The sequence below is a fragment of the Streptomyces sp. GQFP genome, from assembly GCF_021545335.1.
GTDB lineage: Bacteria > Actinomycetota > Actinomycetes > Streptomycetales > Streptomycetaceae > Streptomyces.
On the sequence record NZ_CP089312.1, the window covers coordinates 8122870 to 8147349 of the forward strand.

Genomic DNA, 24480 nt, shown 5'->3' on the forward strand with positions numbered 1-24480 from the left:
TGACCCGGTGCGTACCCCGCGGTCCCACGCGAGGTCCACCCCCACCCGGATGCGCCATGGAGCGGCTGTCGCCTTCCCCCCTCGGTGTGGTCCGTTTCGTACCGCGTCGTGCTGTGCGTACTACCGGAACCTCAGAGCATCAAGTGTGAAGCTCTGATGGAGAAGGCGTGTCGAGCATATGCCTGCGACCGGCCCGAACGCTACGGAGCAATCAATTCCACTTGTGCAGGTTGATACTTCGAACATGTGCGTGGGTGCCGCTCAGCCGCGCCCCGCATACGGCATCGTCGTCGCCAGAACCGTAGCGAACTGCACATTTGCCTCCAACGGCAGCTCCGCCATGTGCCGTACGGTGCGCGCCACGTCAGCCACGTCCATGACGGGCTCAGGCGCCACCTCACCGTTCGCCTGCAGAGCGCCCGTTTGCATTCGCGCGGTCATGTCCGTCGCCGCGTTCCCGATGTCGATCTGCGACACCGCGATCCGGTACGGCCGTCCGTCCAGCGCCAACGCCTTGGTCAGGCCGGTCAGCGCGTGCTTGGTCGCGGTGTACGGCGCCGAGTGCGGCCGGGGTGTGTGCGCGGAGATCGACCCGTTGTTGATGATCCGGCCGCCCTGCGGATCCTGCTCCTTCAGCTGCCGGTACGCCGCCTGCGCGCACAGGAACGCCCCGTTGAGGTTGGTGTCGACGACGTGCCGCCACGCCTCGTACTCCAGGTCCTCGAACGCCACCCCGCCGGGACCGAACGTCCCCGCGTTGTTGAACAGCAGGTCGAGCCGCCCGAACCGCTCCCGCACGGCCGTGAACAGGGCGGCCACGTCGTCGGGTTGGGCCACATCGGCCCGTACGACGAGAGAGTCACCGTCCGGCGCGAGCGCCGCCGTCTCCTCCAGCCGCTCGGTACGGCGTCCCGTGAGCGCCACCGACCAGCCTGCGCCGAGCAGTTCGAGGGCGACGGCGCGCCCGATCCCGGAACCGGCGCCGGTGACGACCGCGATCCTCGCCTGCTCCCCGGCCGTCATCGGCGGGCCTCGCCGGGGTAGCGCACGCCGATCTGCTCCCGGATGGTGTCCATCGTCCGCATGACGGCGAGGGTGCCGGCGAGCGGGACGAGCGGGGACTCGGTCTCGCCGGCCCGCAGGGCACGCATCACCTCGGTGGCCTCGTGCCGGAAGCTGTTGCGCGCGCCGTGGTCCGGGGCCGCGACGAACTCCTCGGGGTCACGGCCGTCGCGGTGCAGGACGAACCGGTCCGCGAAGAAGAACCCGCCGGGTACGTCGATCCGGCCCTTCGAACCGGTGACCGACGCGCTGGTGGACGTACCGCCGACGATGGAGCAGTGCACCGAAGCGAGAGCACCGCTCTCCCAGGAGAGCAGCGCTCCCGTCTGGAGATCGACGCTCTCTGCGGAGAGCACTGCTCTCGCCGAGATGCCGTCCGGCTCCCCGAGCAGCAGATGAGCGAACGACACCGGGTAGACCCCCAGGTCGAGCAGCGCCCCGCCGCCCTGCGCCGGATCACGCAGCCGGTGCGAGGGCGGGAAGGGCCCTTCAAGCCCGAAGTCGGCCTGAATGGTCCGCACCTCACCGATCGCCCCGCCGTCGACGAGCTCCTTCAGCCGCCGTATGACCGGGTTGCAGTAGGTCCACATGCCCTCCATCAGGAAGGCGCCGCGCTCTTTCGCCAGCGCGACCAGCTCCTCCGCCTCCCGCACGTTCAGCGTGAACGCCTTCTCGCACAGCACGTTCCGCCCGGCCTCCAGACACAGGCCGGCGGCGGCCCGGTGCGCCGAGTGCGGAGTGGCGACGTACACCACGTCCACGTCGGTGTCCTCGGCCAGCGACGCCCAGTCGCCGTAGGCCCGGGGGATCCCGAACCGTTCCGCGAACGCCTTCGCGGAGGCCTCCGAGCGGGAGGCGACCGCCACGAGTTCCGCGTCCGGCAGGTCCACCAGATCCGCGGCCATCGCGGCCGCGATCCCTCCCGTAGCCAGAATTCCCCACCGCACGCGCTCAGCCGACATGCCAGCCCCTAGTTCTGTGATCTGTGTGACCTCGAACACGCTGTACGAACAGCGTGTACGAGCTGAGAGCATAGGTGGCGGATTACTGGAAAAGGGAGGGGCGCATGCCCGAGCGCGGCCGAACGGCGGGGGACGAGAAAAGTGCTCTCGGAGACATACCCATACCGGTATCCGCACCCACCTCCCGCCCCACCCGCTCCCTCCGGCGTACCGGCCTCCTCGTCACCTTCATCCTCGGCGGGCTGACGGCGACGCCCCCGCTGGCGATGGACATGTACCTCCCGTCCCTCCCCGAGGTCACGACCTCGCTGAACGCGCCCGCCGCGAGCGTCCAGCTGACCCTCACCGCGTGCCTGGCGGGCATGGCCCTCGGCCAGCTCCTGATCGGCCCGATGAGCGACCGCTGGGGCCGCCGCCGCCCCCTCCTCGCGGGCCTGGTGGTGTACGTAGTGGCCACCGTCCTGTGCGGGATCGCCCCCAGCCTGGAGTTCCTGGTCGCCTTCCGGCTGGTCCAGGGGCTGGCGGGCTCGGCCGGGATAGTGATCGCGCGGACGGTCGTACGGGACCTGTACGACGGCGACGCCATGGCCCGCTTCTTCTCCACCCTGATGTTGATCTCGGGCGTGGCCCCGATCGTCGCGCCGCTCATCGGCGGCCAGATCCTGCGCGTGACGGACTGGCGGGGTGTGTTCGCCGTCCTCACGGTGGTCGGGATCGCGCTGGCGGTGCTGGTCTGGTTCCGCCTCCCCGAGACCCTCGACCCGGCGGACCGGCACAGCGGCGGGGTCGGCGAGGCCCTGCGCTCGATGCGCACCCTGCTCGCGGACCGGGTCTTCACCGGCTACGTCCTGACGGGCGGCTTCGCCTTCGCGGCGCTGTTCGCGTACATCGCCGCGTCCCCCTTCGTGATCCAGGAGATCTACGGCGCCTCCCCGCAGACGTTCAGCCTGCTGTTCGGCGTGAACTCGATCGGGCTGGTGATCGTCGGCCAGATCAACGGCAAGGTGCTGGTCGGCCGGGTGTCGATGGACAAGGTGCTGGCGGTGGGCCTGGCCGTCATCACCCTCTCGGCTACGGCGCTCCTGCTGATGGCGACGGGCGTCTTCGGCGAGGTGGGCCTGCTCCCGGTGTCGGCGGCGCTCTTCGTCCTGATGTCGGCGATGGGCCTGGCGATGCCCAACACCCAGACGCTGGCCCTGCTGCGAACACGCCACTCGGCAGGCGCCGCATCAGCCCTCCTGGGCACCACCTCCTTCCTGATCGGCGCGGTCGCCTCCCCGTTGGTGGGCATCGCTGGGGAGGACACCGCCGTCCCGATGGCCGTCGTCCAACTGGCGGCGGCACTGGTGGCGGTCGGCTGCTTCGTGGGAATGTGCCGTCCTTGGAACGGACGTACGACCCTGGAGGGAGCGGAGAGCTGAGCGCCGCACCGAGACTGCGCGTCGACACCCCGGAACGGGCCGGCCTCGACCCCGAGGAGATGCGTCACCTCGTACGAGAGGTACGCGCCCTCACGACCGGCGAGCGCCCCTGGGCGTCGGCCGCGGTGGTGATCGTCGGCCGCGGCCCGGTGATCGCGGTGCGGGAGGCGGCGGGCTGGGCGGTGCGGTACGCGTCGTACGACGAGCGCACGGACACGGGAGTGGAACTCCCGCCGGAGGCCAGGACCCCGGCAACGATGTCGACCCCCTTCGACCTGGCCTCCCTGACGAAGCTCTTCACGGCGGTGGCGGCGGTGCAGCAGCTGGAGCGCGGCACGCTGGGCATGGACGCGAGGGTGGCCGCGTACCTGCCGGACTTCACGGCGGCGGCCGAACACGACATCACCGTCCGCCAGCTACTGACCCACACCTCGGGCCTGCGCCCCGAACTCCCGCTGTACGACTGCCCGGACGACGCGGCGCGCAAGGCACTGCTGAGAGCGGAGGCCCCGTCGTCAAGGCCGGGCGCCTACCTCTACTCCGACCTGAACATGCTTCTCCTCCAGTACGTCCTGGAGCGCATCACGGGCCGCACGCTGGACGTCCTGATCCACGAGGGCATCACCCGCCCCCTCGGCATGACGGCGACCGACTTCGGCCCCTGCCCCGACGCGGCGGCGACCGAGGACCAGCGCAGACCGTGGGCCAAGGCGGAACGGGGGATGGTACGGGGCGAGGTCCACGACGAGAACGCGTGGGCACTGGGTGGCGTGGCGGGCCACGCGGGCCTGTTCTCCACGGCCCACGACCTGGCGGTCTTCAGCCGCTGCCTGTTGGCCGGCGGCGCCTACGGCCCGGCGCGCATCCTGGGTCCGGACTATGTGGAGCTGCTGCTGACGCCGCCGGGCCTGGGCTTCGCGGTCGACCAGCCATGGTTTATGGGGGAGTTGGCGGGCAGGGGAGCGGCGGGCCATACGGGCTTCACCGGCACGTCCCTGGTCCTGGACCGGGCCACGGACACGTTCGTGGTACTGCTCGCCAACGCCGTGCATCCGAAGCGGAGTTGGGGGCGGGTGGGGAACGGGCCGAGGGCGGGGGTGGGGGATCGGGTGGCTCGGGGGGTGCGGGGGAGGTGAGGGCGCGTGTGGCTACGGCCGCTGTGCGAGGAACACGAACTCCCGGCCGGGGCGGTCGGGTGCGTCGCGCACATCCGTCACTTCATAGCCCTGGGCCAGCAACTCCGCCTCGATCTCGGCCCGTTCACGGAAACACAGCGTGGAGTCGGAGGTCAGCACCTCCCCGTCCTCGGCGAACACGAAGGTCCAACGGAAGCTGACCAGCGGGGTGTTGACGATGGTCAGCTCGACCCAGCTCTCGACCGCACCGACGCCTGGGATGTCGGTCACCCGGTACGAGGAGTCACGGTTCCACTGCTCCCAGGCACGCTTCGCCGGATCGCGGCTCTCGAAGACGAGGTGACCGCCGGGACGGAGGGCGGCGTGGGCGCCGCGCAGGGTGCGCTGCCAGGTGGACGGATCGGTGATCTCCTGGGCCGCGTTCGCGGTCATCGTCGCGAGGTCCACCTGGAGGGACGGCAGGGCTGTCGCGTCGCCGTGGATCCAACGGACGTGCTCGGCACCGGACTTGGCACGGGCCACGTCCAGGGAGGCGAGAGCCGGGTCGACACCGACGACGTCGATCCCCCGCCGCGCGAGGAGCAGGGCGAACACACCGGTGCCGCAGCCGATGTCGAGGACGCGGTCCGCTTCGAACTCGGCGGCGATGCCGACGTAGGCGTCGAGGTCGGAGCGGTCGGGGTCGAGGGGGTCGTAGACGGCGGCCAGGCGGGGGTGCTGGAAGACCTCGTTGGGCATGGGGCGAAGGTAGCGGGGGCCGGGGTGTGCGGCCCTCTGTATTAAGGCCGCTGGGTGCTCGGACCCTCGGCGTGAGCACCGCCCTCCGCCCGCTCCGCGTCGGCGGTGGCGCGGCCGGTGGCGGCGAGGAGGGCGAGCAGCGCGAGAACGACGAGCAGAATGATGACCAGCAGCAAGATGGTCAGGACTGTCGGGTGGTTCCACAGCGCGAAGAGCAGGGCCACGATCAGCAGGACGGCCACGGCGATCCACCGGCGGTGGGTCTGGGTCCAGGTCCCCACCCGGCCGGTGCGGAACTCGTGGGCGTAGGCCCACCGCGCCGCGGAGCCGGCGGCGCGCTCGGACCTGCCTCGGACGGCGCGCGGCAACCGTCCGGGACCGATGAGGTAGGCGCCGAGCGCGATGACCACGCCGAGGACGATCGCCGTGCGCAGGCTGACGCGCAGGAAGTGCAGCAGGGTGTCGAAGACGGCTGCCGCGGCGGCCTCCGACTGGACCTGGGGCGGGAGATGGTCCAGGTAGTAGCGGCGGACGACGACCAGGACGACGGCCACGACCAGGCAGGCGAAGGCCGCGCCGAGAGCCGTACGGGCCAGCGCGCGGCGGCGCCGGTGGGCCAGCAGCACGCCGGCCGCGCCGATCACCACGACGATGACGGGGAACCAGCGCCCGATCACGTCCAGCAGGTGAGCGCCCTTGCGGATCTTCTTCAACTCGTCGGACTGGAAGAGGACCATCTGCTTGTCGACGTCGGGGATCCTGGACGCCGGGGACACCCCGGCGTCCACGAGCGCCTGCTTGACCTGGTCGACGGCTTCCCCGACGTCGAGCGTGACCGTCCCGCTCTCCACACCCACGGCGCCACGGCCCTCGCCGGTGAGCGCGTGCACGACGGCGTTGTGGGCGGCCCGGTTGGCGTTCGTCCAGATCCGCTCGAAGCGGTCGCTCTCCACGAAGCGGGTGGCCACCTTCTCGACCGTGGAGTTGACCGCGCTGTCGAGCTGCGGGCCCAGCCCCTTCACCGCCTGCGCGGCGCGGGGCGGCAGCCCCTGCGTCTGCAGCCACGCCGCGATGTCCGCGGCGGCCCGGCTGCCGTCCACCCGCACGTCCGCGGCCTCGGTGATGCGCTTGACCGCCGCGGCCTCGATCGCCGGATCCGAGGCCAGCGGGGAGACCGTGTCCACGTAGCGGTCGGTGTCCAGAGCGATGTCGTGCACCCACACCGTGAGAAGTGCGACCGGCACGAGGATGCACGTGAGCACGATCAGCACCGCCGAGACGGTCTTCCGTACGATCCGCGCGGGCGCCGAGCCGTGCTTGGTCCCGCTCCCCGACGCGTCACCTCCGCCGGTCTCCGGGACGGCAGCAGGCTCGGACGGCTCGTGCGGGCTGGTCATGGCTGCTCCGGGGCTCCTGGGGAACTGGTCTGCCTCCATCTCCGCCGCCGCGCGGCGAGACGGCCCGCCCAGGAGGGCCGTACGGGCGAAACACGGTCACCCGCCGGGAGTGTGGCAGCCCCGGCTCGGCTCAGCGGGTTTTCGTGGCGGACCGCTTCGTGCCCTTGCTCCTGCCGGTGCCCGTGCCGCTGCGAGCGGGCTTGGCGGGCACGGTCTTGCGCTTCGTGGCCTTCTCCGCACCTGCGGCCGCCCGCGCCGGCGCCTTCCGGGGCCGTGCGGTCGGCCACTTGAACTCGACCTCCAGCTCGATCTCGCCGTTACCGATCTCGACCTCTATCTCGCCGCGAAGGTCGTCGGGGATCCGCAGGCTCAGCGTTCCGAAGCCGAGTTCCACCTCGGCTTCCCCGCCCTCCCGCAACGCGGCTGCGAGTGCCGTGAGCTGGTCGGCCGCCTCAAGGCGTGACAACGAGCGCTTCTGTTCGAACTTGAGGTCCTTCATGAACGCCTCCGATCAGATGAAAAGGGTGGATAGCGCTCATTGTCATGCCATGTGTTGGTTTGGACACTCCAGGCGTCTCCAGGCGTCTCCAGGCGTCTCCAGGCGTCTCCATGCGCGAGAGCCGGAGGGGATCTAGGGTTGAAAGGAACCCCGGAGGAACCCCAGAGCCTCTCACCAGGAGGGCATGCGACATGTCCACTGCATCCGAAACCCCTGTCCTGGACACCCTCGCCGCCATGACGGTCGACTCGTTGGAGCGCTGCGGCCTGGCCCCAGACACGCTCATCCTCACGCGTATCGCGGCACTCGCCGCCTCGGACGCCCCGCCCATCTCCTATGTGGCCCATATCGACCCCGGCCTCAGAGCCGGCCTCACCGCCGAACAACTGCAGGACGTCCTGGTCGCCATCGCGCCCATTGTGGGCACCGCGCGCGTCATGACGGCGGCGGGCAACATCGCCACGGCACTCGGCATCGCCATCGCCGTAGCCGATGCCGAGATCGGGTCCCAGGGCTGAGAGCGGACGCCCACCCCTGTTTCAGTGATCCGCGCGGGACCCGGGGCAGGACGGCCTTCGATGTCCCAGAACGCGATCACGGCGATGCGTGTCGGCCTGACGGGGAAAGGTCGGTGCCGCCCATGACGTGGCCGACGGACAGGGTGGTGAACGCCGTGGCCGAGATCCACGAGGACGCGCGAGGACCGGCCGTTGCGTCTGCCGATCCCCTGGGAGACCCGTTTCTGTGCACCAGGTTCGCCCTCCCCGCCAGGCCCGCCACGTTCCTAAGGCGGCAGCGGCTCGTCGACCACCTCGACCACGCTCTCGGGACACCGTTGACGCTGCTCAACGGCGCGGCCGGAGCCGGCAAGACCCTGCTGGCCGCCGACTGGGCCGACGGGCTGCGGTCGCCGGTCGCCTGGCTCACCGTCGAAGCGGGGGACCGGCGTCCCGGGGTGTTCTGGGCGTACGTCGTCAAGGCCCTGCGCGCCTGCGGTGCGCTGCCGCCCGGCCCGGTGGGGTTCCCGGCGGACGCGTCCCGGGTGGACGACAGGCTTCTGGCGGCGCTCGCCGCCGAGCTGAACGATCGCGGACGGCCCGTGGTCCTCGTACTCGACGAGTACGACCGCGTGACCGCTCCGGAGATCGCGGAGCAGCTGGAGTTCGTCCTGCACCACGCCGGGCGGGGGCTGCGCCTCGTCATCGTCAGCCGCACCGAACCGCTGCTTCCGCTGCACCGTTACCGGGCGGCCGGCGCGCTGACGGAGATCCGCGCCGCCGAGCTGGCCTTCACCTCCGAGGAGGCGGTCGCACTGCTGGAGCTGCACGGTCTGAGTCTTCCGGTGCACGCCGCGCGCGCCCTGGTGGAGCGCACGCGGGGCTGGGCCGCAGGCCTGCGCCTGTCGGCCCTCGCCGCTCGGGAGAGCGCCGACCCGGAGGTCTACCTCAAGGAGTTCGAGGCCGACCGGAGTGCGATCGCGGACTTCCTGCTGGCCGAGGTCCTCCGTGGGCAGACGGAGGAGACACAGGACCTCCTGCTGCGTGTCAGCGTCCTCGATCGTTTCTCTCCCGAGCTGGCCGACGCGCTGACCGGCCGCACCGATGCCGAGCCCCTTCTCGTCGGGCTGCACCGCGCGAACGCGTTCGTCGAGTACCTCGGGCACTCGTGGTACCGCCTCCACCCGCTGTTCGGGGAGATACTCCGGGCCCATCTCCGCGTGCGCCTGCCCGGGCTGGAGCCGGAACTCCACCGGCGGGCCGCGCGGTGGCTGCGGCATTCCGGATTCCTGCCGGAGACACTCGCCCATGGCACCGCCGCGGGCGACTGGGACTTCGCCGCCGGTGTCCTCGTCGACGACCTGGCGATCGGCCGGCTCTTCACCGGCCTGCGCGAGGGCGACCTGGCCCAGGTGTTCTCCGACATGGGGCCCGAGGCCAGGAGCCCGGCCACGGACCTCGTACGTGCGGCCCGCGACCTGGCCCGATGCGACGTGGACCGCGGTCTGGCCCGCCTGCGCCACGCCGAGGAACGACTGGCTCCCGAGGAGCCAGGACCGGCGCCCGACGTGACGCACGACCGGGCGGCCGCCCAGCTGAGCTGCGCGCTGCTGGAGGCCCTGGCCGCCCGGCTGACCGGTAGTTCCCAACGGGCCGAGAAGGCCGCCGAAGCGGCCGACGGGCTGTGGCGGGAAGTCCCGGCGCGGCTCCTGGACGAGCATCCCGAAATGCGCGCTCTGCTGCTGACCCATGTGGGATCGGCGTGTCTGTGGGCGGGGCGTTACGAGGAGGCGCGCGCCGCTCTGACCACCGTGGCCGGCCTGCGCGGCAGCGCCTCCACTCTGCTGCCCCGGGAGGAGTCGATGGGACACCTGGCCCTGCTCGACTATCTGAACGGCTGGCTCGGCCGGGCGGAGCGCAAGGCCCTGGCGGCGGTGTCCGAGACGGAGCGGGTCGGTCTGCCCCAGCCGGCCGGCTCCGGCCTCGGACAGCTGGTCCTGGCCGCCGTGGCCGTCGACCGCCATGAGCTGGACCGGGCCCAGGCCCTCCTCGACGAGACGGCCCGGCTCCCCGCCGGCGCACGGGATCCGGTGCCGACGGCGGGGCGAGCCCTCGCCACCGCCCGCCTCCTGCTGGTCAGGGGCAAGGCACGGGCCGCCGTCGAGGCGGCGGACCCGGTCGTCTCCGCCGCCGTGGCCTCACCCTGGGCGGCAGGCCATGAGGCGCTCGTCGCCTCCGCCGCCCACCTGGCCGAAGGACGGCCGGACGAGGCCGCCGAGCTGCTCCAGGACATGTCCGGCGACCAGCCGGCGTGTGCGGTGGAGGCGGCGGCGATCCAGATCGCCGCAGGGCGTCCCGAGGCGGCCCTGAACCTGCTCGACAGCATCCGCGCTCACGGCCGGACAGGTCCGGCGGTGACCGTGCGGGCGGCGCTGGTGAGAGCTCAGGCAGCGGAGCGGGCGGGAGACACCGCCACCGCCCGCGGGCTCATGGCGCAGGCCCTCCTCGACGCCCGGCGCGAGCGGCTGCGGCGTCCGTTCCTCGACGCCGGACCATGGATCCGGCCTCTCCTGGCCACGGCCGGGCTGCGCGAACTGGCAGCGGGCTGGCTCATGCCCGGCCCGGAGACCCCGCCCTCGCCGCCCCTCGTGGTGGAGCTCAGCGGACGCGAGCGCGACGTCCTTGAGCGGCTGGCCCGGATGATGTCGACGGAGGAGATCGCCGCAGACCTCTACGTGTCGGTGAACACGGTGAAGACCCACCTCAAGAGCGTGTACCGGAAGCTGGCGGTGAACCGGCGAAACGACGCGGTGCGCCGCGCGCGCGACCTCGGGCTGCTGTGAACGCACGCCGGTGAGTGCGGCCGGCCCCCCTCGGCGGGACATCGCGGGACCCGGGCTTCCCCCGTGACGGGTGAGGCGGGCGGCGCGTGCTTCGGATGCGATGAGGGGGCGGGACATGCGTCGGCGGACGGCCCGAAGGCGGCGATCCTCGCCACCGGCGGCATCACCCTCGCCGGTTTCCCGGTCACGCCGCACCTGCCGACCGCACGGCGAGGCCGTCCGCGGCAGCGGAGGCCGAAGCCTTGGCCGGAGGCCGAAGCCTTGGCCGGAGGCCGAAGCCTTGGCCGGAGGCCGAAGCCTTGGCCGGAGGCCGAAGCCTTGGCCGGAGGCCGAAGCCTTGGCCGGAGGCCGAAGCCTTGGCCGGAGGCCGAAGCCTTGGCCGGAGGCCGAAGCCTTGGCCGGAGGCCGAAGCCTTGGCCGGAGGCCGAAGCCTTGGCCGGAGGCCGAAGCCTTGGCCGGAGGCCGAAGCCTTGGCCGGAGGCCGAAGCCTTGGCCGGAGGCCGAAGCCCTGGCCGGACCGACGTGCCGAGTTCCGAGGGAGCCGCCTGTGTCCAGGACCAGAGCCATGACCGGCCCGGCCACGACCCGCGGTACGCGCCGTGCCGAACGCCGGGCACGCACGGACTACACGGGCGGCGTCTACGGATCCATGCTCGCGGCCTCCGTGGTGATCGGCGCGGGCTCCCTCGGCTCGTACCCCCGAACCGAACTGGTGCTGCTGCTGGTGCTCACCGGAGTGGTGTTCTGGGTCGCGCACGTGCATGCCCAGCTGTTCGGGGCGCACCTGGCACAGCAGGCTCTGGACCGCCGGGTCGTGCTGCGGGTGTGCCGTGACGAGTGGCCGATCGCCAAGGCCGCCGTCCCACCGGCCGCCGCGGTGGCCGTCAGCCCGCTCCTGGGGCTGGACGTGCGAGGTGCCCTCTGGCTGGCTCTCTGCGTCGCTGTGGCCGGCCAGGTGGGCTGGTCCGTGGCCGCGGCGAGCCGCGCCGGTGCTTCGCCGCGGCTCATGGCCGCCACCGCGTCGGTCAACCTGCTGCTCGGCCTGCTGATCATCTCCGTCAAGATCGTTCTGACCCATTGATCCCGATCCCGGGTGCCGTCCGCCTGTCCGAGGCAGTCCACGGAAGGACAGCTCGTGCGCTACGAATTCCGAGTCGAGGGACACCTGTCGGAAACGCTGGCCAAGGCGTTTCCGGAACTGGGCCACGTGGTGATGTCCGGCCAGACCATCCTGTTCGGCCCCGTCGTGGACGAAGCGCACCTCTACGGACTGCTGGCACGCTGCCAGTCACTGGGACTGCGGGTCCTGGAGATGCGCCAGCTGCCGGAGTGACGGGCCGGGCGCTGTCGTGAACCCGCGGCGCGCACACTCACCCGCGCCGGGTGAGGCGCCCGGCACCTGGCGTGGGCACGCTGAATACGTCACAGCACTGCGGCCGGGCGAACGCCCGAGACGGAGGACGGACATGAGCGCGCAGACCTACCTGGCGTACGACTTCCCACTGCTGAGCGCCTTCTGGACCATGCTCTGGTTCTTCCTGTGGATCATGTGGTTCGTCCTGCTCTTCCGGATCATCACCGACATCTTCCGCGACGACACCATGAACGGCTGGGCGAAGGCCGGCTGGCTGGTGTTCTGCGTGGTCCTGCCATTCCTCGGCGTGTTCGTCTACGTGATCGCCCGAGGCAAGAACATGGGCCGCCGCGAGATCAAGCAGGCGCGTGCGCAGCAGGAGGAGCTCAACGCCTACATCAGGCAGACCGCGGCCGGCGGCCGGACCAGCAGCGTCGACGAACTCGCCAGGCTGTCGGAGATCCGCGCCCACGGTGACATCACGGACGAGGAGTTCCGCAGGGCGAAGGACCTGGTCCTGACCGGTCACGGTCCGGCGGAGTCCTCGGGCGCCACCCCGCACGCCTCCGGTCGCTGAGTATCCGGACCACACGAATCGAGGCACAAGATGACTGCGACACACACCAGCCCGGCAGGCACGGCGAAGCAGGAATGGGCGAGCGGCCTGACGGCCTTCGCGGCCGTGATGCTCTTCCTCGTCGGCCTCCTCGACATCTTCCGGGGCATCATGGCCATCGCCGAGGACGACATCTTCCTCACGACGCGCAACTACGTGTTCGAGTTCGACCTGACCGGCTGGGGCTGGGTCCACCTGGCCCTCGGCGTGGTCGCCGTGATCGTCAGCTTCGGACTGCTCCGGACCGCGACCTGGGCACGCGTCGCCGGCGTGGCCATCGCCGGACTCGTCATCATCGCCAACTTCCTCTCCCTGCCGTACTACCCGGTGTGGTCGGTCGTGATGATCACCATCTCGGGCTTCATCATCTGGGCCCTGTGCGTGGTCCGGCGCGGCAGCCCCAACGACCTGTCCGAGCAGCGCCCGACGTACGAGGAGCGCCCGTCGCACAGGGTGTGAGGCGGAAGAGAGGAAGAGAAGAAGGGGCCGACAGGTGAGATCCCACGGCGGCGGCACGAGGGGATCGAGTACGGCGGGATCCCGGACCGTGCCCGATGGCCATGCCGGACGGGCCCGTCTCGCCCTGCTCACCCTCCTGGCAAGCATCCTGGTGCCGCTCGTCGCCGCCGGTCTGCGGAGCGTGCTGTGGGTGCTGGTCGGCATCGCCGGCCTGGCGCTCGCCGCCGTCGGGGTGTGGTGGGCACTGGCGCACACCGGTGCGCTGCGTGTCCTCGGGGCCGTGCTGTCGGTGGCCGCGCCGGTCACCGTTCTCGCCCTGTTTGCCGCGTACGACATGCTGTGGCCGGCCCTGCTGTCTCTGGCCCTGTGGGTGCTGTCCGTGACGGTGGCCCGTACGGCCCTGAGCCCAGGGCCCACCGCCTCCGAACAGACCGAACAGACCGAACAGACCGAACAGACCGAACAGACCGAACAGACCGAACAGACCGAACAGACCGAACAAACCGAACAGACCGAACAGACTGTCGCCGAGGCGCCCCACAGCCCCTGGATCCTCATGAATCCGCGCTCCGGCGGCGGCAAGGTGGGCCGATTCCACCTGGTGGAGAAGGCCAGGGCGGCCGGCTGCCGGGTGGTCCTGCTCGAAGGGGGCCACGAGGATGTCGCCGAACTGGCCCGGCGGGCCGTCACCGAGGGGGCCGATCTGCTGGCGGTCGCGGGCGGCGACGGCACCCAGGCGCTCGTGGCCGAGGTCGCGGCGCGCCATGACGTGCCGTTCCTGGTGATTCCCGCCGGTACCCGCAACCACTTCGCCCTCGACCTCGGCCTAGACCGCGACGATCCGGCGGCGGCCCTGGAAGCCCTGACCCACGGCGTCGAACTCCGCATCGACCTCGGATACGCCGCGGACCGGGTCTTCGTCAACAACGCCTCGTTCGGCACGTACGCGTCAGTCGTCACCGACCCCGCGTACCGGGACGCCAAGGCCCGCACCACGCTGCGCACCCTCCCCGGCCTCCTCACCGGCGAGGGCGCGTCCGGACTGCGGGCGCGGGCCGACGGAGAGTCCGTCGACGATCTTCAGGCCCTCCTCATCAGCAACAATCCCTACGGACGTGCTGTCGACGCGGCCCGTCCGGGGCGCAGGAAACGACTGGACTCGGGCCTGCTCGGCGTGGTGTGCGTGCGGGTCGGCAACACCGCTCAGGCGGCCCGCCTGGTGCGCGGCGCGCGCTCCGGGGGACTCATCAGGCTGAGCGCCGGGGAAGTGACGGTCGAAGCCGACACGGACACCCTCCCGGTCGGCATCGACGGAGAGCACGTCGTTCTGCCGTCACCCGTCGTGTGCCGCAGCGACCCCGGGGCACTCCGGGTGCGCGTGCCACGCCGTCGCCCGGGTACGTCACGGGCGGGCGCGGCGACGGCCGACTGGCCGCGCGTGGCACGGCTGGCGCTGGGCTCTCTGTCCCTGTTCCCAGGCCGGGGCCAGCACCAGCCTTCCGGCCCGGGGCGGGTTCGTGGCGGCGGCCGCGACAGCTGAGACCTCGTCGGGCATGGGGCATGGGGCATGGGGCATGGGGCATGGGGCGTAGGGGATCGGGAGTTCGGGGGTTCGGGGAAACGGCCCCCGTATTACCCTGATCACCTTCAACGAACGGCTTTCGAAGCCTGGCACACGGGAAAGGTGACCAGTGATGTCGCTGAGCCCCGGCGATCCGGACTCCATCGCCGGCTACACGCTGGTCGACCGGCTCGGTAGCGGCGGCATGGGTGTCGTGTACCTGGGCCACTCGGAATCGGGACGGCGGGTCGCCGTCAAGGTCGTGCACGCGCAGTACGCGCTGGACGAGGAGTTCCGGACGCGCTTCAGGCAGGAGGTCGCGGCTGCCCGCCGGGTGAGCGGGGCGTTCACGGCCCCGGTGGTGGACGCCGATCCCGACGCCCAGCAGCCGTGGATGGCGACCCTGTACGTGCCGGGCCGCACTCTGTCGGACATCGTGGCCAAGGACGGCCCGTTGCGTGGACGCGAGTTGCGCGTCCTCGCGCTGGGCCTGGTCGAGGCGCTGCGGGACATCCACCGGGCAGGTGTGGTGCACCGCGACCTGAAGCCGAGCAACGTCCTCATGGCCGACGACGGGCCGCGCGTCATCGACTTCGGCATCTCCCACGCCGTGGACAACGAGGCCCTCACGGTGACCGGACGGCTGATCGGCACCCCGCCCTTCATGTCCCCGGAGCAGTTCGCCGCGCCGCGTGACGTCACCGCGGCCTCGGACGTCTTCTCACTCGGGTCCCTCCTGGTGTACGCGTCCACCGGCAACCGTCCGTTCGACGGCAGCAGCCCGTATCTGACGGGCTACCAGGTGATGTACGAGGCCCCGCACTTGGACGGAGTCGCCGAACCGCTCCGGAGCATCGCCGAACGCTGCCTGGACAAGGACCCGGCCGCCCGGCCCGGACTGGCCGAACTGCACGGACTGCTCAGGGGGTTGGGCGACTCGGCCGCTCCGGACGCACCGCCAGCGGCGGCCGACGTGGCGGAGACCGACCCGGGGGTCTCCCGTACGCACTCCGGCCCGGGAGAACCGGCCACCGCGCAGGGAACGGCGGGAACGAGGAGGGCAGCCCGCACCGGAAACGGACGCCGAGGGCGGAGCATCGCTGCCGGGCTCGCCGCAGGGGTGGTGGTTGTTACGGGTTTGAGCATCACGGCAGTGAACATCGGATCGCACAGGAACAGCGACTCCCAGCCACCCAATTCCTCTACTTCCGCCTTCACCCCCGCTCCCACTGCTGCCCGCGCGCCCGCGGTGACCCTGCCGCCGAAGCACGTGCCGTGGGACTACCAGATCGGCGGCGCGTACCCCCTGCCGACCGGCGTGCGGGTGGTCAGCCGCAGCTATGAGGACGCGCCCGCGCAGGGTGCGTACAACATCTGCAACATCAACGCCTTCCAGGTGGAGAAGGGCGCGGAGGGCGACTGGAACCCCGACCTGCTGCTGCGCGACGCCGACGGGGACGTCGTCTACGACCAGGACTGGGGCGAAGCGGTCCTGGACATCCGTACGGACGCCAAGCGGCAGCGCATCGCGGCCGAGCTGGACACATGGATCGACGAGTGCGCGGCCGGCGGGTACAGGGCCGTCGAACCCGACAACTACGACTCCTTCACCCGCTTCCCGGAGTACCTGACGGCCGACCAGGCCAAGGCGCTCATGAAGCTTCTGGTGGCACACGCCCACGGGAAGGGTCTGGCCGTCGCCCAGAAGAACACCGCCGAACTCCTGCGCGACCGGGCGTCGGTGGGCCTGGACTTCGCCATCGCGGAGGAGTGCGGCCAGTGGGACGAGTGCGGGGAGTTCGCGGACGCGTTCGACAACAACGTGCTCGTGGTCGAGTACACGGCGAAGGGCATGACCAAGGCGTGCTCCAGCTGGAGCGGGCAGCTGAGCATTGTCCGCCGCGACCCGGAGGTCGAGCCCAAGGGCGCGAGCGCCTACTTCCGCGAGACCTGCTGACCTGCGGAGGACGGTCCGGCGTCCCCGGGGACCGCAGGGACAGTACGCTGACTTCAGCGGGATCAGACCAGCCCGACGGGTGCCAGGGAGGAGAGTCATGAGTGCCGAGACGGTGGCCCCCGCGTGGATGCATGAGCAGATCACGGCGGAGGAGTACGACTCCTGGTCCGAGGAACAGTGTGCGGGGATCGAGATTGTGGACGGGATGGTCGTCGTGAGCCCCAGTGCGTCCAAGCGGCGGCACAACCGTCTCGCCCGGATCCTGGCGAACGGGCTGGATGCCGCGGCCGGACCGGACTGGAACGCCGATACGGACTTCGACGTACGCCTTCAGGACGTGCCGCTCACCAACCGTCACCCGGACGTCGTGGTCTATCGGGCGGACACCATTGACATCGCACCCACGCGCCCCGAGCACGTGCTGATGGTGGCCGAGGTCGTCTCGCCGGGGTCGGAGACCACTGACCGCATCGTGAAGGTGGACCAGTACGCCAAGGCCGGTATCGCGTTCTACTGGCGGATCGAGCAGGCCGCCACCGGCGTTCCGCTGATCTACACGTACATCCTCGACCCGGCGATCAACAGCTATCGGACCGGCGACATGTTCACCGGTGTCGTCAAGGTTTCCGCCCCCTTCGCTGTGGAGATCGACCTCGGTCAGGTCTGAGCGTCCTGAGGAGAAGCGGCCGTTCCGCCCCTCGCCCCCACCTCTAGAATCTCCCCGTGCACACTCCCGTTTCCCCTGCTGAAGCCCTACGCGCCGCCTTGGCCGGTCTCCTCGACGGACTGCCGCCGAAGACGGCCGCGCGGGCGGTCGAGCGGCTGATCGCCAACTATCGGGGGCGGACGCCGACCGACGCACCCGTGCTGCGGGACCGCTCCGACGTGGCCGCGTACGCCGCGTACCGGATGCCGGCGACCTTCGAGGCGGTGTGCTCGGCGCTGGACGCCTTCGCGGAGGCCGCACCCGACTGGGCGCCCGGCAGCCATGTCGACGTCGGGGGCGGGACGGGGTCCGCGACCTGGGCTGTCAACGCGGTGTGGGCGGGCGTGCGGCCCGTCACCGTGCTGGACTGGGCCGAGCCGGCGCTCGCCCTCGGGCGGGAGATCGCCGCCGCCAACCCGGAGTTGAAGGGGGCTGAGTGGCAGCGCTCTCGGATCGGAGCGGCGCTCAGAATCGAGAGCACTGATCTCATCACGATCTCCTACGTCCTGGGTGAACTGACGGCGACCGACCGCACTTCCGTGGTCGAAGCGGCTGCCGGCGCCGCCCAGGCGGTGGTCGTCATCGAACCCGGCACCCCCGACGGCTACCTCCGCGTCATCGAGGCCCGCGAGCGACTCGTCCAGGCTGGCTTCCACATCGCCGCCCCCTGCCCGCACAGCCAGGCCTGCCCGATCGTCCCCGGCGAGGACTGGTGCCACTTCTCGGCCCGGGTTAGCCGCTCCTCCCTCCACCGCAAGGTGAAGGGAGGCTCCCTGCCGTACGAGGACGAGAAGTTCAGCTACGTCGCCGCGACCCGCTTCCCGGTGACCCCGGCGCCCTCCCGTGTCGTACGCAGGCCCCAGATCCGGAAGGGCCAGGTCCTGCTCGACCTGTGCGAGACGGAGCCTTCGCTGCGGCGGGCGACGGTCACCAAGCGGCACGGGCTGCTCTACCGGGCCGCGCGTGACACGGACTGGGGGGACGCGTGGCCGCCGGGGGAGGCGACCGGGGAGTAGGGCTAGCGCTTCAGCGTGAACGTGAAGTCGCCGGAGAGCTTGCCGCTCAGCCGGACTGCCGAGACGAGGCTGCCCTCCTTGATCAGCCTCTCGACCTCGGCCCGTGAAAGACCGCAGCCTTCTGCGATCAGCCGTACCGGCCGGACCGGGATCCGTGCCGCGAAGCGGACCGATACATCGATCACGTCGGTCAGATCAGTCACCTCGATCACCTCGCGGTCCAGGTGATCCGGTCCGCCGGTGTCGAGGCGCCAGGCGTTGTCCCAGTCGAGGGCGATGCGGTTGCGGCGCCGTACGACCGGATCCTGGAGCAACTCGGCTGCCAGGCCAGGGTCGTTGTCGTGCAGTCGGTCCAGCAGCTCGGGCTGTATGGAGCGTACGTTCAGGCGCTCCAGGACCGTGAGCTTCGTGGTCTCCCCGCAGGTCGTGCAGAGCGCGAGGAGCCAGGCGTCCAGGAGCTTGTGGTTGGCGTTGACGCGGAATTTTCCGCTCGTCCGGAAGGTGCCGGACGTGCACGCGTGGCAACGACGACGAACGAGCGGCAGGCAGGTGGGCATGACAACCCAGTTTGCGAGCACAGAAGTACACCGGTTTCAGTGTGAGAAGTCCGCAGCAAAAAGCAGCACGGCGCACATGCCTAGATGCGCGACGCGCGACAGATCAGCACTCGGGGGGTCTCACACGGTGTACAACGGGACGTCCTTGCCTAGACGACTTGGTCCGGCAGCACGGTAATGGCGCACAGCGGCGCCGCTCCACTGGTTTTCCGGCGCCTCGCGGGCGGTGGTTCGGCAGGCGGTTGGTCGGTAGCGTAAAGGTCTTGATGACCGATACCTGGGACACGATCGCTGATTGGTATGCAGAGCGGGTGCGGGCCGGTTCGGCGATGCACGCCTTCGCTCACGATGTTCTGCTCGGCAGGCTTCCAACTGACCTGCGGGGTCAGCGCATCCTGGATCTGGGATGCGGGGAAGGGCTCATCACGCGAGCCCTTGCCGGCCGTGGGGGTTCCATTGTCGGCATCGACCCGTCCCCTCGCATGATCGGCCATGCTCGGGCCGCCGAGGAGTCATGTCCGAGCGGCGCTCGCTATGCCGTGGACGACGGGTGCTCCCTGGCCACGGTCGAGAGTGGGAGTGTGGAGTGGGTGACCGCTGGGCTGGCCTTGAACAACGTGCCTGACCTAGCGGCTGCTGTCGGTGCGGTGCGGCGGGTTCTGGTGCCTGGGGGGCAGTTGGTCTTCACCGTTCCTCACCCGTGCTTCGAGGCGCCGTATGCGCGGTGGAGCGATGACGGAGGAGAGTTGCCGGGGCGGGTGGTGGGGAGTTACCTCGCGGAGGGATTCTGGCGGTCGGCCAACCCGGACGGCGCCCGCCGGGCCGGGAACCAGCACCGGATGCTCTCCACCTACGTGACCGTCCTGGTCGAGCACGGGTTCGCGATCGAGAGTGTGGCGGAGCCGGCTCCGGACGCGCGCGTGGTCGCCGAGCAGCCGCAGCGGGCCGGACTGCCGCCGTTCCTGCTCATCAGCTGTCGGCGCAGCTGACAGGTTCGGACACGTTCCGCGAGTGGTGGCAGGAGCGGGCTGGGGGGTTTCATTCCGCGCCCATGGACGCCCGCCACTGCCCGCGCCACAGGTGGCACACGCCATCAGGTGTGATGCGGACCCGCGCGCCGAGCAACGGCAACGAGCTTTCTGTGTTGAGGCGTTCGCGGATGCGGTCCAGGGTTTGCCAGAGGCGTTGTGGGCCGGCCTCGTGCACCTCCGGAGAGGCCGTCCCTTCGGCCGAGGCGCGTGCCCATGAACCGTCCGGGTGTGCCAGGTAGGCGGTTCGTGTCAGGCCACTGCTCTCGTAGGCGAGTTCGACGCCAGGTGCCGTGACCTCCAGCATCGAACGGAGTTCCCGCGCGTTCGACACGTCAAGTACCGGATAACGGCCCGTGGTCGTCGTCTCCCCCTCCGATGCGCGAGCGTGGGCGAGCAACTCGGTGAGCGGGGGCGGGTAGTCGTCGCCGGAGCGCGTGAGCATGAAGCCGGCGGTGTCGTGTTCCACCCTGCCCACCACATCGCCGTTCGGTTGCTTCCAGCCCGTGATGATGAGAGACGTCCGCGCGAGTGTCGTCGCGATACGGCCGCCCGGTGCCAGCGCGGCTAGCACCGGGCGGAGTCCCGGGCCCGTGGGCAGGCCGACCGTCGAGACGATCCGGTCGTACGTGCCCGGTACGCGTTCCGTCGCGTCCCCGGTGATGAACTTGGGGTGCAGTCCGAGGGCGGCGAGGCGGGAGGCCGCCGCTGTGGTCAGGTAGGCGTCCACGTCTTGGCTTGTCACGTAGCGCTCTCCGATACGGCAACACGCGTACGCCGCCAGACCGCCGGCTCCGGTGCCCAGGTCCAGGAGTGACAGTCCCGTTCCGAGTCGTCCGTGCCGGAGCATCCGGACGGTCAGGCTCGGCTGCGTCGCGGATGATGTGGGCAGCCCTTCGGGGCGGTCGCCGGGACTCGCGTGGTCCGCGTGCAGCCCGCCGACCCTGGTGACCAACGACCGGTCCGCGTACGCCACTTCAGCCCACGCGTCCTCGTTGCTCCCGCCCTCTCGGAGAGCCCACCCGCCCGAACCGTCGGCCTCCCACCAGCGCGGGACCAGTTCGTGCCGGGGGACGGCCGCCACCAACGGGCGCCACCGGGAATCCGGGTCGGTCACCTGGTCGGCGAGTGCGCCGGCCCTCTTCTCCCAGTTCACGACCGTGTTCACGACTGCTCCCCGTGCTCGGCGGCAAGGTGCCGCGCACGCAGCACACGGCAGTCGGTCACCTTGCTCGCGTCCCATTCCGTTCTGGCGACGGCTTCCGCCTGGTCGAGTTCCTGGCAGACCGGGCAACCAACGGGCTTGGTGGGCGTGTTGGGGTCGGTGTCGGTGTTGTGGGTCATGCCACCTCACCTCTGCTCCTCGCATTCTCGCGCGCCGTTCTGGCGCTGAGACGCTCCGCGGGTGTGGCCAGGCGGACGTGCTCCGGAACCGCGTCCCACTCCGTTCCGCCACAGACCGGACGCAGGGACCAGTAGGGGCCGGTCGTACCCCGGAACTCCCCGACTCGGCCTTCACGACTGGTGTCCACGACGAGTGTGCCGGGCGTCGGTACGTACACGATCACTCCTCTCCGTAGTCGCTCCACTACTAAGGTGTTTCAGCGTGGCCCACGGGCGGGAACCCTTCAACTTGTCAGGCGAGCAAGAAAGGTTGATGAACGAACTTTGAACCGCAAGGAGTTGGACCCGGACAGTTCGCCCCAGGCAGCCTTCGGGGCGCGCTTACGCACTGCACGGGAAGAGCGTGGCTGGACGCAGGAAGAGCTGGCAGAGCGGATGGGGTACTCCAGCACGCATCTATCGTCGGTCGAAACCGGTCGCAAACTTCCAACCTTGCGCCTCGCGCGAAGTGCGGACGCGGCGTTCGGGACGGGCGACATGTTCGAACGCGCGTACAGGAAGGTGCGCAACGCGGGGTTGCTGGAGGGCTTCCCGCAGATGGTCGAGCACGAGGCGAAAGCGGCGGAGATCCGGCTGTACGAAGTGGGCATCATGCCCGGTCTGTTGCAGACACCGGAGTACGCGGCAACCCTCGCGCGGAGCGCGGTGAAGCGGGGAGCGATCACCGGCGACCAGGCCGACGAGCGGATCGCACTCATCGCGGAACGTCAGGCCACGCTCGTGCGGACACCGCCGCCGATGATCTTCGTGGTGCTGGACGAGAGCTGCATCCGTCGGCCCATCGGTCAACCGGCCGTCATGGGCGGCCAGTGGGCGCGGCTGCTGGAGTTCGCCGAACTGCCGAACACCGTCCTCCAGATCGCCCCGTTCGACATGGGGGAGCGACGCCCGTTCAACTTGCCGATCACGGTGCTGACCTTGCCGGACCGCTCGCTCATCTCGTACGCGGAGTCCGCCCAGCGGGGGCACCTCGAACGTGAAAGCCCGTTCGTATTGCCCGTGTTGACGGCATACCATCAGCTACAGGCCGAAGCGCTCTCCCAAGCGGCATCCGTGGCCATGATCGAGCAGCTACGAAAGGGCACCCCGTGACGACCGAGTCCCCGCGTTGGTTCACGTCCTCCTACAGCGACAACGGCGGCCAGTGCATCGAGGTCGCCGCAAACCTCGCCGCCACTCGCGGCGTGGTCCCCGTCCGTGACTCCAAGGACCCGAGTGGCCCGGTTCTGGGCCTTCCCGTCGACGCGTTCTCGTCCTTCGTCGAGGGCGTCAAGGGCGGCGAGTTCGGCACCGTCTGATCACCCGGTCGTGGGTACCCCCGCCTTGTCCATGACCCTCGCCATCTCACCTGGAGGAAGCGCCGGGTTCACGCCCGCGCAGAAGGCCAGTTCGGGTTCTGTGAGGGCCTCGATGAGGCGGGGTAAGGGGAGGCGGGGGTCCTGGGCCGCCGACTGGCGGACCCGGATGTCCGGGTCGTGGCTCAGGCGCTCGAGCAGATCGGGGGCGGCGGCGGGGTCGCGGACGACCAGGAGGCGGTAGATCGGATTCGGGTCATCCGCGTAGCGGCGGCCAGGCCCTCGCGGGGGAAGTCGGGGTGGCCCGTCGCCATCCAGGCGGAGCACGTTCCGCCGAGCCATGCGTACACGCTCATCAGGACCTCCACTGGTGTGTCCGGGTGGCTTGTGGCCAGGTATCTGTGCACCTCGGCGTCCGTGTCCTCGGACAGGAGCCGTAGGAGGTCCGGGGGGCAGGTGAGGGCTGAGAGCCACGGCTCGGCGCAGCAAGGGGTGGGTCGAGGTCGCTGCCCGGCGCAGTACGTCCTGGTCGGCGAGGGCGGCCGCCACCCAGTCCACGGTCGCTTGTGCGTGCGGGTCCACGGTGATGTCGATCGCGGCGCGGCGGGCCTCCGTCAGCTCGGGGCGGAGGGAGACCGCGAGGCGTACGTCGTGGTCGGGGTCGACGGCGAGGCGGTTCACCAGGGCGGGCGGCAGGGACGGGTTGGCGGCGAGGCCGGCCAAGTGGGCGCCCTCGGTGAGCAGTCGCTCCGCTTCCGTGCGGTCGAGGAGCCCCCGGCGCAGCACCTCACGGAGGGGCGCGGGGTCGGCGAGCAGCGCCGTGGTCAGCTTGGCGTCCTGCGGGCACGCGCACAGTTCGGGCCGCCGCCGTACCTCCGGGTCGGGATCGGCGAGCAGCGCCGCGTGCTCGTCCGCCGTCAGCTCGTCCCAGACGCGCAGGGCGGCCCGGCGTGCGGCCGGGTCGGGATGCCCGGCCAGGGAGGCGAGGAAGGACGGCGGCACGTGGGTCGAGTGCAACACCGCTCTGCGTACGGCCTGTTCGGGGTCCGCGAGGAGGCGCTCGCACGCGGCGTCCGACAGGGGACGGACCTTCGTCCGGTGATCGTGGGTCCACTCGGGTCCGGCCGCGACGGCGGCCCGTACCTCGGGTGAGGGGTCGTCCGCGAGCAAGGCCCGCTGCTCGGGCTCGGCTTGGCCGCGGGTCGCGAACATGACTCGCACATGGGGGATCGGGTGGGCGCGGACAGCCTCGACGGCCGAGGCGGCCAGGCCCGGCCGGTGGAGGGACTGGAAGGGCGGGCCCTCGCCCCTGCCTGTTAGCCGTCATTGAAAATACCTACGAGTGTGGCACTTTGGGCAGCTTTGCGCCGACAAGATCGGTAAGCGTGCCTGCCGACGGAGAGGTGCAGATTTGGGGCGGCACCTTGCCGGCGAAGGGCGCGCGAAGAGGCCCTCCCGGTATCTCTTGACCGAGCGCCGGGAGGGCCGTGTAGCGCGCGGAGGCGCTGTGCGCACGGTAGAGGTTGATCCGGCGTGGGTCGAAGTTCGCCTGGTGAGGGGCGAGTTGGTTTGTCCTGATTGCTCGGGCATGTTGCGGCCGTGGGGGTGGGCACGTTCGCGTGCACGGCAACCGCTACCAAGTCGACCCTCAACTCGTCGGTCAGCGAGTCGAGTTGGTCTTCGACCCCTTCGACCTTTCCTTCCTGCGCGTCCGTCTCCAGGGGCAGGACATGGGAACCGCCCTGCCTTTCCAGGTCAGCCGACACTCCCACCCCAAGGCCCGCCCCGAAACACCGGCGGAGGAGCCCCGAACGACAACCGGGATCGACTACCTCGGCCTGATCAACACCGCCCACACCGCCGAACTCGCCGCCAAGGTCAACTATGCGGCCCTGGGCGAACCGCCGCCGACACCGGTCGTCGACCTCACCGACCTGCCCGGCGAATGACCCCGCACCGCCAACTGCACGGA

Annotated in this window: 26 protein-coding genes; 16 read left to right on the forward strand and 10 right to left on the reverse strand. The window is 70.6% G+C overall.

The genetic code is table 11. The features are described from left to right. Positions 1–261: 261 nt before the first annotated feature. Together LUX31_RS36575 and LUX31_RS36580 are read right to left on the reverse strand one after the other, a co-directional pair. Positions 262–1023 carry an SDR family oxidoreductase gene (locus LUX31_RS36575; protein ID WP_235479594.1) on the reverse strand — a complete coding sequence of 254 codons (762 nt, stop codon included), beginning with the start codon at positions 1021–1023 and terminating at the stop codon, positions 262–264. Further along, positions 1020–2024: a Gfo/Idh/MocA family protein gene (locus LUX31_RS36580; RefSeq protein WP_235479595.1), complete on the reverse strand. Its 1005-nt coding sequence runs from the start codon at positions 2022–2024 to the stop codon at positions 1020–1022. The genes LUX31_RS36575 and LUX31_RS36580 overlap by 4 nt, the downstream gene beginning before the upstream one ends. 104 nt (positions 2025–2128) lie before the next feature. On the opposite strand from LUX31_RS36580, the gene LUX31_RS36585 reads away from it, so the two are divergent. Continuing rightward, positions 2129–3445, forward strand: coding sequence for a multidrug effflux MFS transporter (locus LUX31_RS36585; protein ID WP_235479596.1), 1317 nt, complete (start codon positions 2129–2131; stop codon positions 3443–3445). Then, a complete protein-coding gene (locus LUX31_RS36590; protein WP_235479597.1) occupies positions 3397–4581 on the forward strand; it encodes a serine hydrolase domain-containing protein in 1185 nt (394 codons plus the stop codon). The genes LUX31_RS36585 and LUX31_RS36590 overlap by 49 nt, the downstream gene beginning before the upstream one ends. A 12-nt stretch (positions 4582–4593) precedes the next feature. On the opposite strand, the gene LUX31_RS36595 is transcribed toward LUX31_RS36590, so the two are convergent. The 3 genes from LUX31_RS36595 to LUX31_RS36605 form a co-directional block, all read right to left on the reverse strand. Continuing rightward, entirely contained in the window at positions 4594–5319 is a 726-nt protein-coding gene (locus LUX31_RS36595) for a class I SAM-dependent methyltransferase (RefSeq protein ID WP_235479598.1), read from the reverse strand. Between the two features lie 41 nt (positions 5320–5360). Further along, entirely contained in the window at positions 5361–6716 is a 1356-nt protein-coding gene (locus LUX31_RS36600; protein ID WP_235479599.1) for a hypothetical protein, read from the reverse strand. A 130-nt stretch (positions 6717–6846) separates the two neighbouring features. Beyond that, positions 6847–7215: an amphi-Trp domain-containing protein gene (locus LUX31_RS36605; protein WP_235479600.1), complete on the reverse strand. Its 369-nt coding sequence runs from the start codon at positions 7213–7215 to the stop codon at positions 6847–6849. A 191-nt stretch (positions 7216–7406) separates the two neighbouring features. Here LUX31_RS36605 and LUX31_RS36610 point away from each other — a divergent pair, with 191 nt between their 5' ends. From LUX31_RS36610 to LUX31_RS36655, 10 genes are all read left to right on the forward strand, one after another. Next, entirely contained in the window at positions 7407–7733 is a 327-nt protein-coding gene (locus LUX31_RS36610) for a carboxymuconolactone decarboxylase family protein (protein WP_235479601.1), read from the forward strand. 122 nt (positions 7734–7855) lie between these two features. After that, on the forward strand, positions 7856–10555 hold the full coding sequence (locus tag LUX31_RS36615; RefSeq protein ID WP_235479602.1) for a LuxR C-terminal-related transcriptional regulator: 2700 nt from the start codon (positions 7856–7858) through the stop codon (positions 10553–10555). 565 nt (positions 10556–11120) lie between these two features. Then, positions 11121–11636 (forward strand): hypothetical protein, encoded by a 516-nt coding sequence (locus LUX31_RS36620; RefSeq protein WP_235480187.1) that lies wholly within the window; start codon positions 11121–11123, stop codon positions 11634–11636. A 54-nt stretch (positions 11637–11690) separates the two neighbouring features. Then, positions 11691–11888 carry a hypothetical protein gene (locus tag LUX31_RS36625; RefSeq protein ID WP_235479603.1) on the forward strand — a complete coding sequence of 66 codons (198 nt, stop codon included), beginning with the start codon at positions 11691–11693 and terminating at the stop codon, positions 11886–11888. Between the two features lie 133 nt (positions 11889–12021). Further along, positions 12022–12486, forward strand: a complete 465-nt coding sequence (locus tag LUX31_RS36630) for an SHOCT domain-containing protein (RefSeq protein WP_235479604.1) — start codon at positions 12022–12024, stop codon at positions 12484–12486. 30 nt (positions 12487–12516) lie between these two features. Continuing rightward, positions 12517–12984: a DUF7144 family membrane protein gene (locus LUX31_RS36635; protein ID WP_235479605.1), complete on the forward strand. Its 468-nt coding sequence runs from the start codon at positions 12517–12519 to the stop codon at positions 12982–12984. A gap of 88 nt (positions 12985–13072) precedes the next feature. Continuing rightward, positions 13073–14524, forward strand: coding sequence for a diacylglycerol kinase family protein (locus LUX31_RS36640; protein WP_235479606.1), 1452 nt, complete (start codon positions 13073–13075; stop codon positions 14522–14524). A gap of 154 nt (positions 14525–14678) precedes the next feature. Then, complete coding sequence (locus tag LUX31_RS36645) at positions 14679–16502, forward strand: endo alpha-1,4 polygalactosaminidase (protein ID WP_235479607.1); 1824 nt, start codon at positions 14679–14681, stop codon at positions 16500–16502. 97 nt (positions 16503–16599) lie between these two features. Next, positions 16600–17169: a Uma2 family endonuclease gene (locus tag LUX31_RS36650; RefSeq protein ID WP_235479608.1), complete on the forward strand. Its 570-nt coding sequence runs from the start codon at positions 16600–16602 to the stop codon at positions 17167–17169. A gap of 56 nt (positions 17170–17225) precedes the next feature. Next, complete coding sequence (locus LUX31_RS36655) at positions 17226–18224, forward strand: small ribosomal subunit Rsm22 family protein (RefSeq protein WP_235479609.1); 999 nt, start codon at positions 17226–17228, stop codon at positions 18222–18224. Between the two features lie 2 nt (positions 18225–18226). On the opposite strand, the gene LUX31_RS36660 is transcribed toward LUX31_RS36655, so the two are convergent. Next, positions 18227–18802: a DUF1062 domain-containing protein gene (locus LUX31_RS36660; RefSeq protein WP_235479610.1), complete on the reverse strand. Its 576-nt coding sequence runs from the start codon at positions 18800–18802 to the stop codon at positions 18227–18229. Between the two features lie 245 nt (positions 18803–19047). On the opposite strand from LUX31_RS36660, the gene LUX31_RS36665 reads away from it, so the two are divergent. Continuing rightward, positions 19048–19770 carry a class I SAM-dependent methyltransferase gene (locus LUX31_RS36665; protein WP_235480188.1) on the forward strand — a complete coding sequence of 241 codons (723 nt, stop codon included), beginning with the start codon at positions 19048–19050 and terminating at the stop codon, positions 19768–19770. Between the two features lie 49 nt (positions 19771–19819). On the opposite strand, the gene LUX31_RS36670 is transcribed toward LUX31_RS36665, so the two are convergent. From LUX31_RS36670 to LUX31_RS36680, 3 genes are read right to left on the reverse strand one after another with little or no spacing between them, the layout of a single operon-like run. After that, positions 19820–20965, reverse strand: coding sequence for a methyltransferase type 11 (locus LUX31_RS36670; protein WP_235480189.1), 1146 nt, complete (start codon positions 20963–20965; stop codon positions 19820–19822). Positions 20966–20973: 8 nt separating this feature from the next. Continuing rightward, on the reverse strand, positions 20974–21153 hold the full coding sequence (locus LUX31_RS36675) for a hypothetical protein (protein WP_235479611.1): 180 nt from the start codon (positions 21151–21153) through the stop codon (positions 20974–20976). Beyond that, positions 21150–21398 (reverse strand): hypothetical protein, encoded by a 249-nt coding sequence (locus LUX31_RS36680; RefSeq protein ID WP_235479612.1) that lies wholly within the window; start codon positions 21396–21398, stop codon positions 21150–21152. The genes LUX31_RS36675 and LUX31_RS36680 overlap by 4 nt, the downstream gene beginning before the upstream one ends. A 79-nt stretch (positions 21399–21477) precedes the next feature. Between LUX31_RS36680 and LUX31_RS36685 the strand changes: the two genes are divergently transcribed. Together LUX31_RS36685 and LUX31_RS36690 are read left to right on the forward strand one after the other, a co-directional pair. Then, positions 21478–22305: a helix-turn-helix domain-containing protein gene (locus tag LUX31_RS36685; RefSeq protein WP_235479613.1), complete on the forward strand. Its 828-nt coding sequence runs from the start codon at positions 21478–21480 to the stop codon at positions 22303–22305. Continuing rightward, positions 22302–22511: a DUF397 domain-containing protein gene (locus LUX31_RS36690; RefSeq protein WP_235479614.1), complete on the forward strand. Its 210-nt coding sequence runs from the start codon at positions 22302–22304 to the stop codon at positions 22509–22511. Before LUX31_RS36685 ends, LUX31_RS36690 begins: the two co-directional genes overlap by 4 nt. Here the strand turns inward: LUX31_RS36690 and LUX31_RS36695 are convergent, their stop codons facing one another. Then, complete coding sequence (locus LUX31_RS36695) at positions 22512–23720, reverse strand: Mucin-2 (RefSeq protein ID WP_235479615.1); 1209 nt, start codon at positions 23718–23720, stop codon at positions 22512–22514. It lies immediately after the preceding gene. 365 nt (positions 23721–24085) lie between these two features. On the opposite strand from LUX31_RS36695, the gene LUX31_RS36700 reads away from it, so the two are divergent. After that, positions 24086–24457: a Mu transposase C-terminal domain-containing protein gene (locus LUX31_RS36700; RefSeq protein WP_268828274.1), complete on the forward strand. Its 372-nt coding sequence runs from the start codon at positions 24086–24088 to the stop codon at positions 24455–24457. The last annotated feature ends 23 nt before the right edge of the window (positions 24458–24480 follow it).

What these genes read in the sequence shown, in the direction of transcription:
- LUX31_RS36610 (WP_235479601.1), top strand. Translation starts at nt 7,407, where the DNA reads ATGTCCACTGCATCCGAAACCCCTGTCCTGGACACCCTCGCCGCCATG.
- LUX31_RS36630 (WP_235479604.1), top strand. Translation starts at nt 12,022, where the DNA reads ATGAGCGCGCAGACCTACCTGGCGTACGACTTCCCACTGCTGAGCGCC.
- LUX31_RS36675 (WP_235479611.1), bottom strand. Translation starts at nt 21,153, where the DNA reads ATGACCCACAACACCGACACCGACCCCAACACGCCCACCAAGCCCGTT.
- LUX31_RS36645 (WP_235479607.1), top strand. Translation starts at nt 14,679, where the DNA reads ATGTCGCTGAGCCCCGGCGATCCGGACTCCATCGCCGGCTACACGCTG.
- LUX31_RS36585 (WP_235479596.1), top strand. Translation starts at nt 2,129, where the DNA reads ATGCCCGAGCGCGGCCGAACGGCGGGGGACGAGAAAAGTGCTCTCGGA.
- LUX31_RS36635 (WP_235479605.1), top strand. Translation starts at nt 12,517, where the DNA reads ATGACTGCGACACACACCAGCCCGGCAGGCACGGCGAAGCAGGAATGG.
- LUX31_RS36580 (WP_235479595.1), bottom strand. Translation starts at nt 2,024, where the DNA reads ATGTCGGCTGAGCGCGTGCGGTGGGGAATTCTGGCTACGGGAGGGATC.
- LUX31_RS36600 (WP_235479599.1), bottom strand. Translation starts at nt 6,716, where the DNA reads ATGACCAGCCCGCACGAGCCGTCCGAGCCTGCTGCCGTCCCGGAGACC.
- LUX31_RS36615 (WP_235479602.1), top strand. Translation starts at nt 7,856, where the DNA reads ATGACGTGGCCGACGGACAGGGTGGTGAACGCCGTGGCCGAGATCCAC.
- LUX31_RS36605 (WP_235479600.1), bottom strand. Translation starts at nt 7,215, where the DNA reads ATGAAGGACCTCAAGTTCGAACAGAAGCGCTCGTTGTCACGCCTTGAG.
- LUX31_RS36665 (WP_235480188.1), top strand. Translation starts at nt 19,048, where the DNA reads ATGACCGATACCTGGGACACGATCGCTGATTGGTATGCAGAGCGGGTG.
- LUX31_RS36595 (WP_235479598.1), bottom strand. Translation starts at nt 5,319, where the DNA reads ATGCCCAACGAGGTCTTCCAGCACCCCCGCCTGGCCGCCGTCTACGAC.
- LUX31_RS36650 (WP_235479608.1), top strand. Translation starts at nt 16,600, where the DNA reads ATGAGTGCCGAGACGGTGGCCCCCGCGTGGATGCATGAGCAGATCACG.
- LUX31_RS36620 (WP_235480187.1), top strand. Translation starts at nt 11,121, where the DNA reads ATGACCGGCCCGGCCACGACCCGCGGTACGCGCCGTGCCGAACGCCGG.
- LUX31_RS36695 (WP_235479615.1), bottom strand. Translation starts at nt 23,720, where the DNA reads ATGTTCGCGACCCGCGGCCAAGCCGAGCCCGAGCAGCGGGCCTTGCTC.
- LUX31_RS36575 (WP_235479594.1), bottom strand. Translation starts at nt 1,023, where the DNA reads ATGACGGCCGGGGAGCAGGCGAGGATCGCGGTCGTCACCGGCGCCGGT.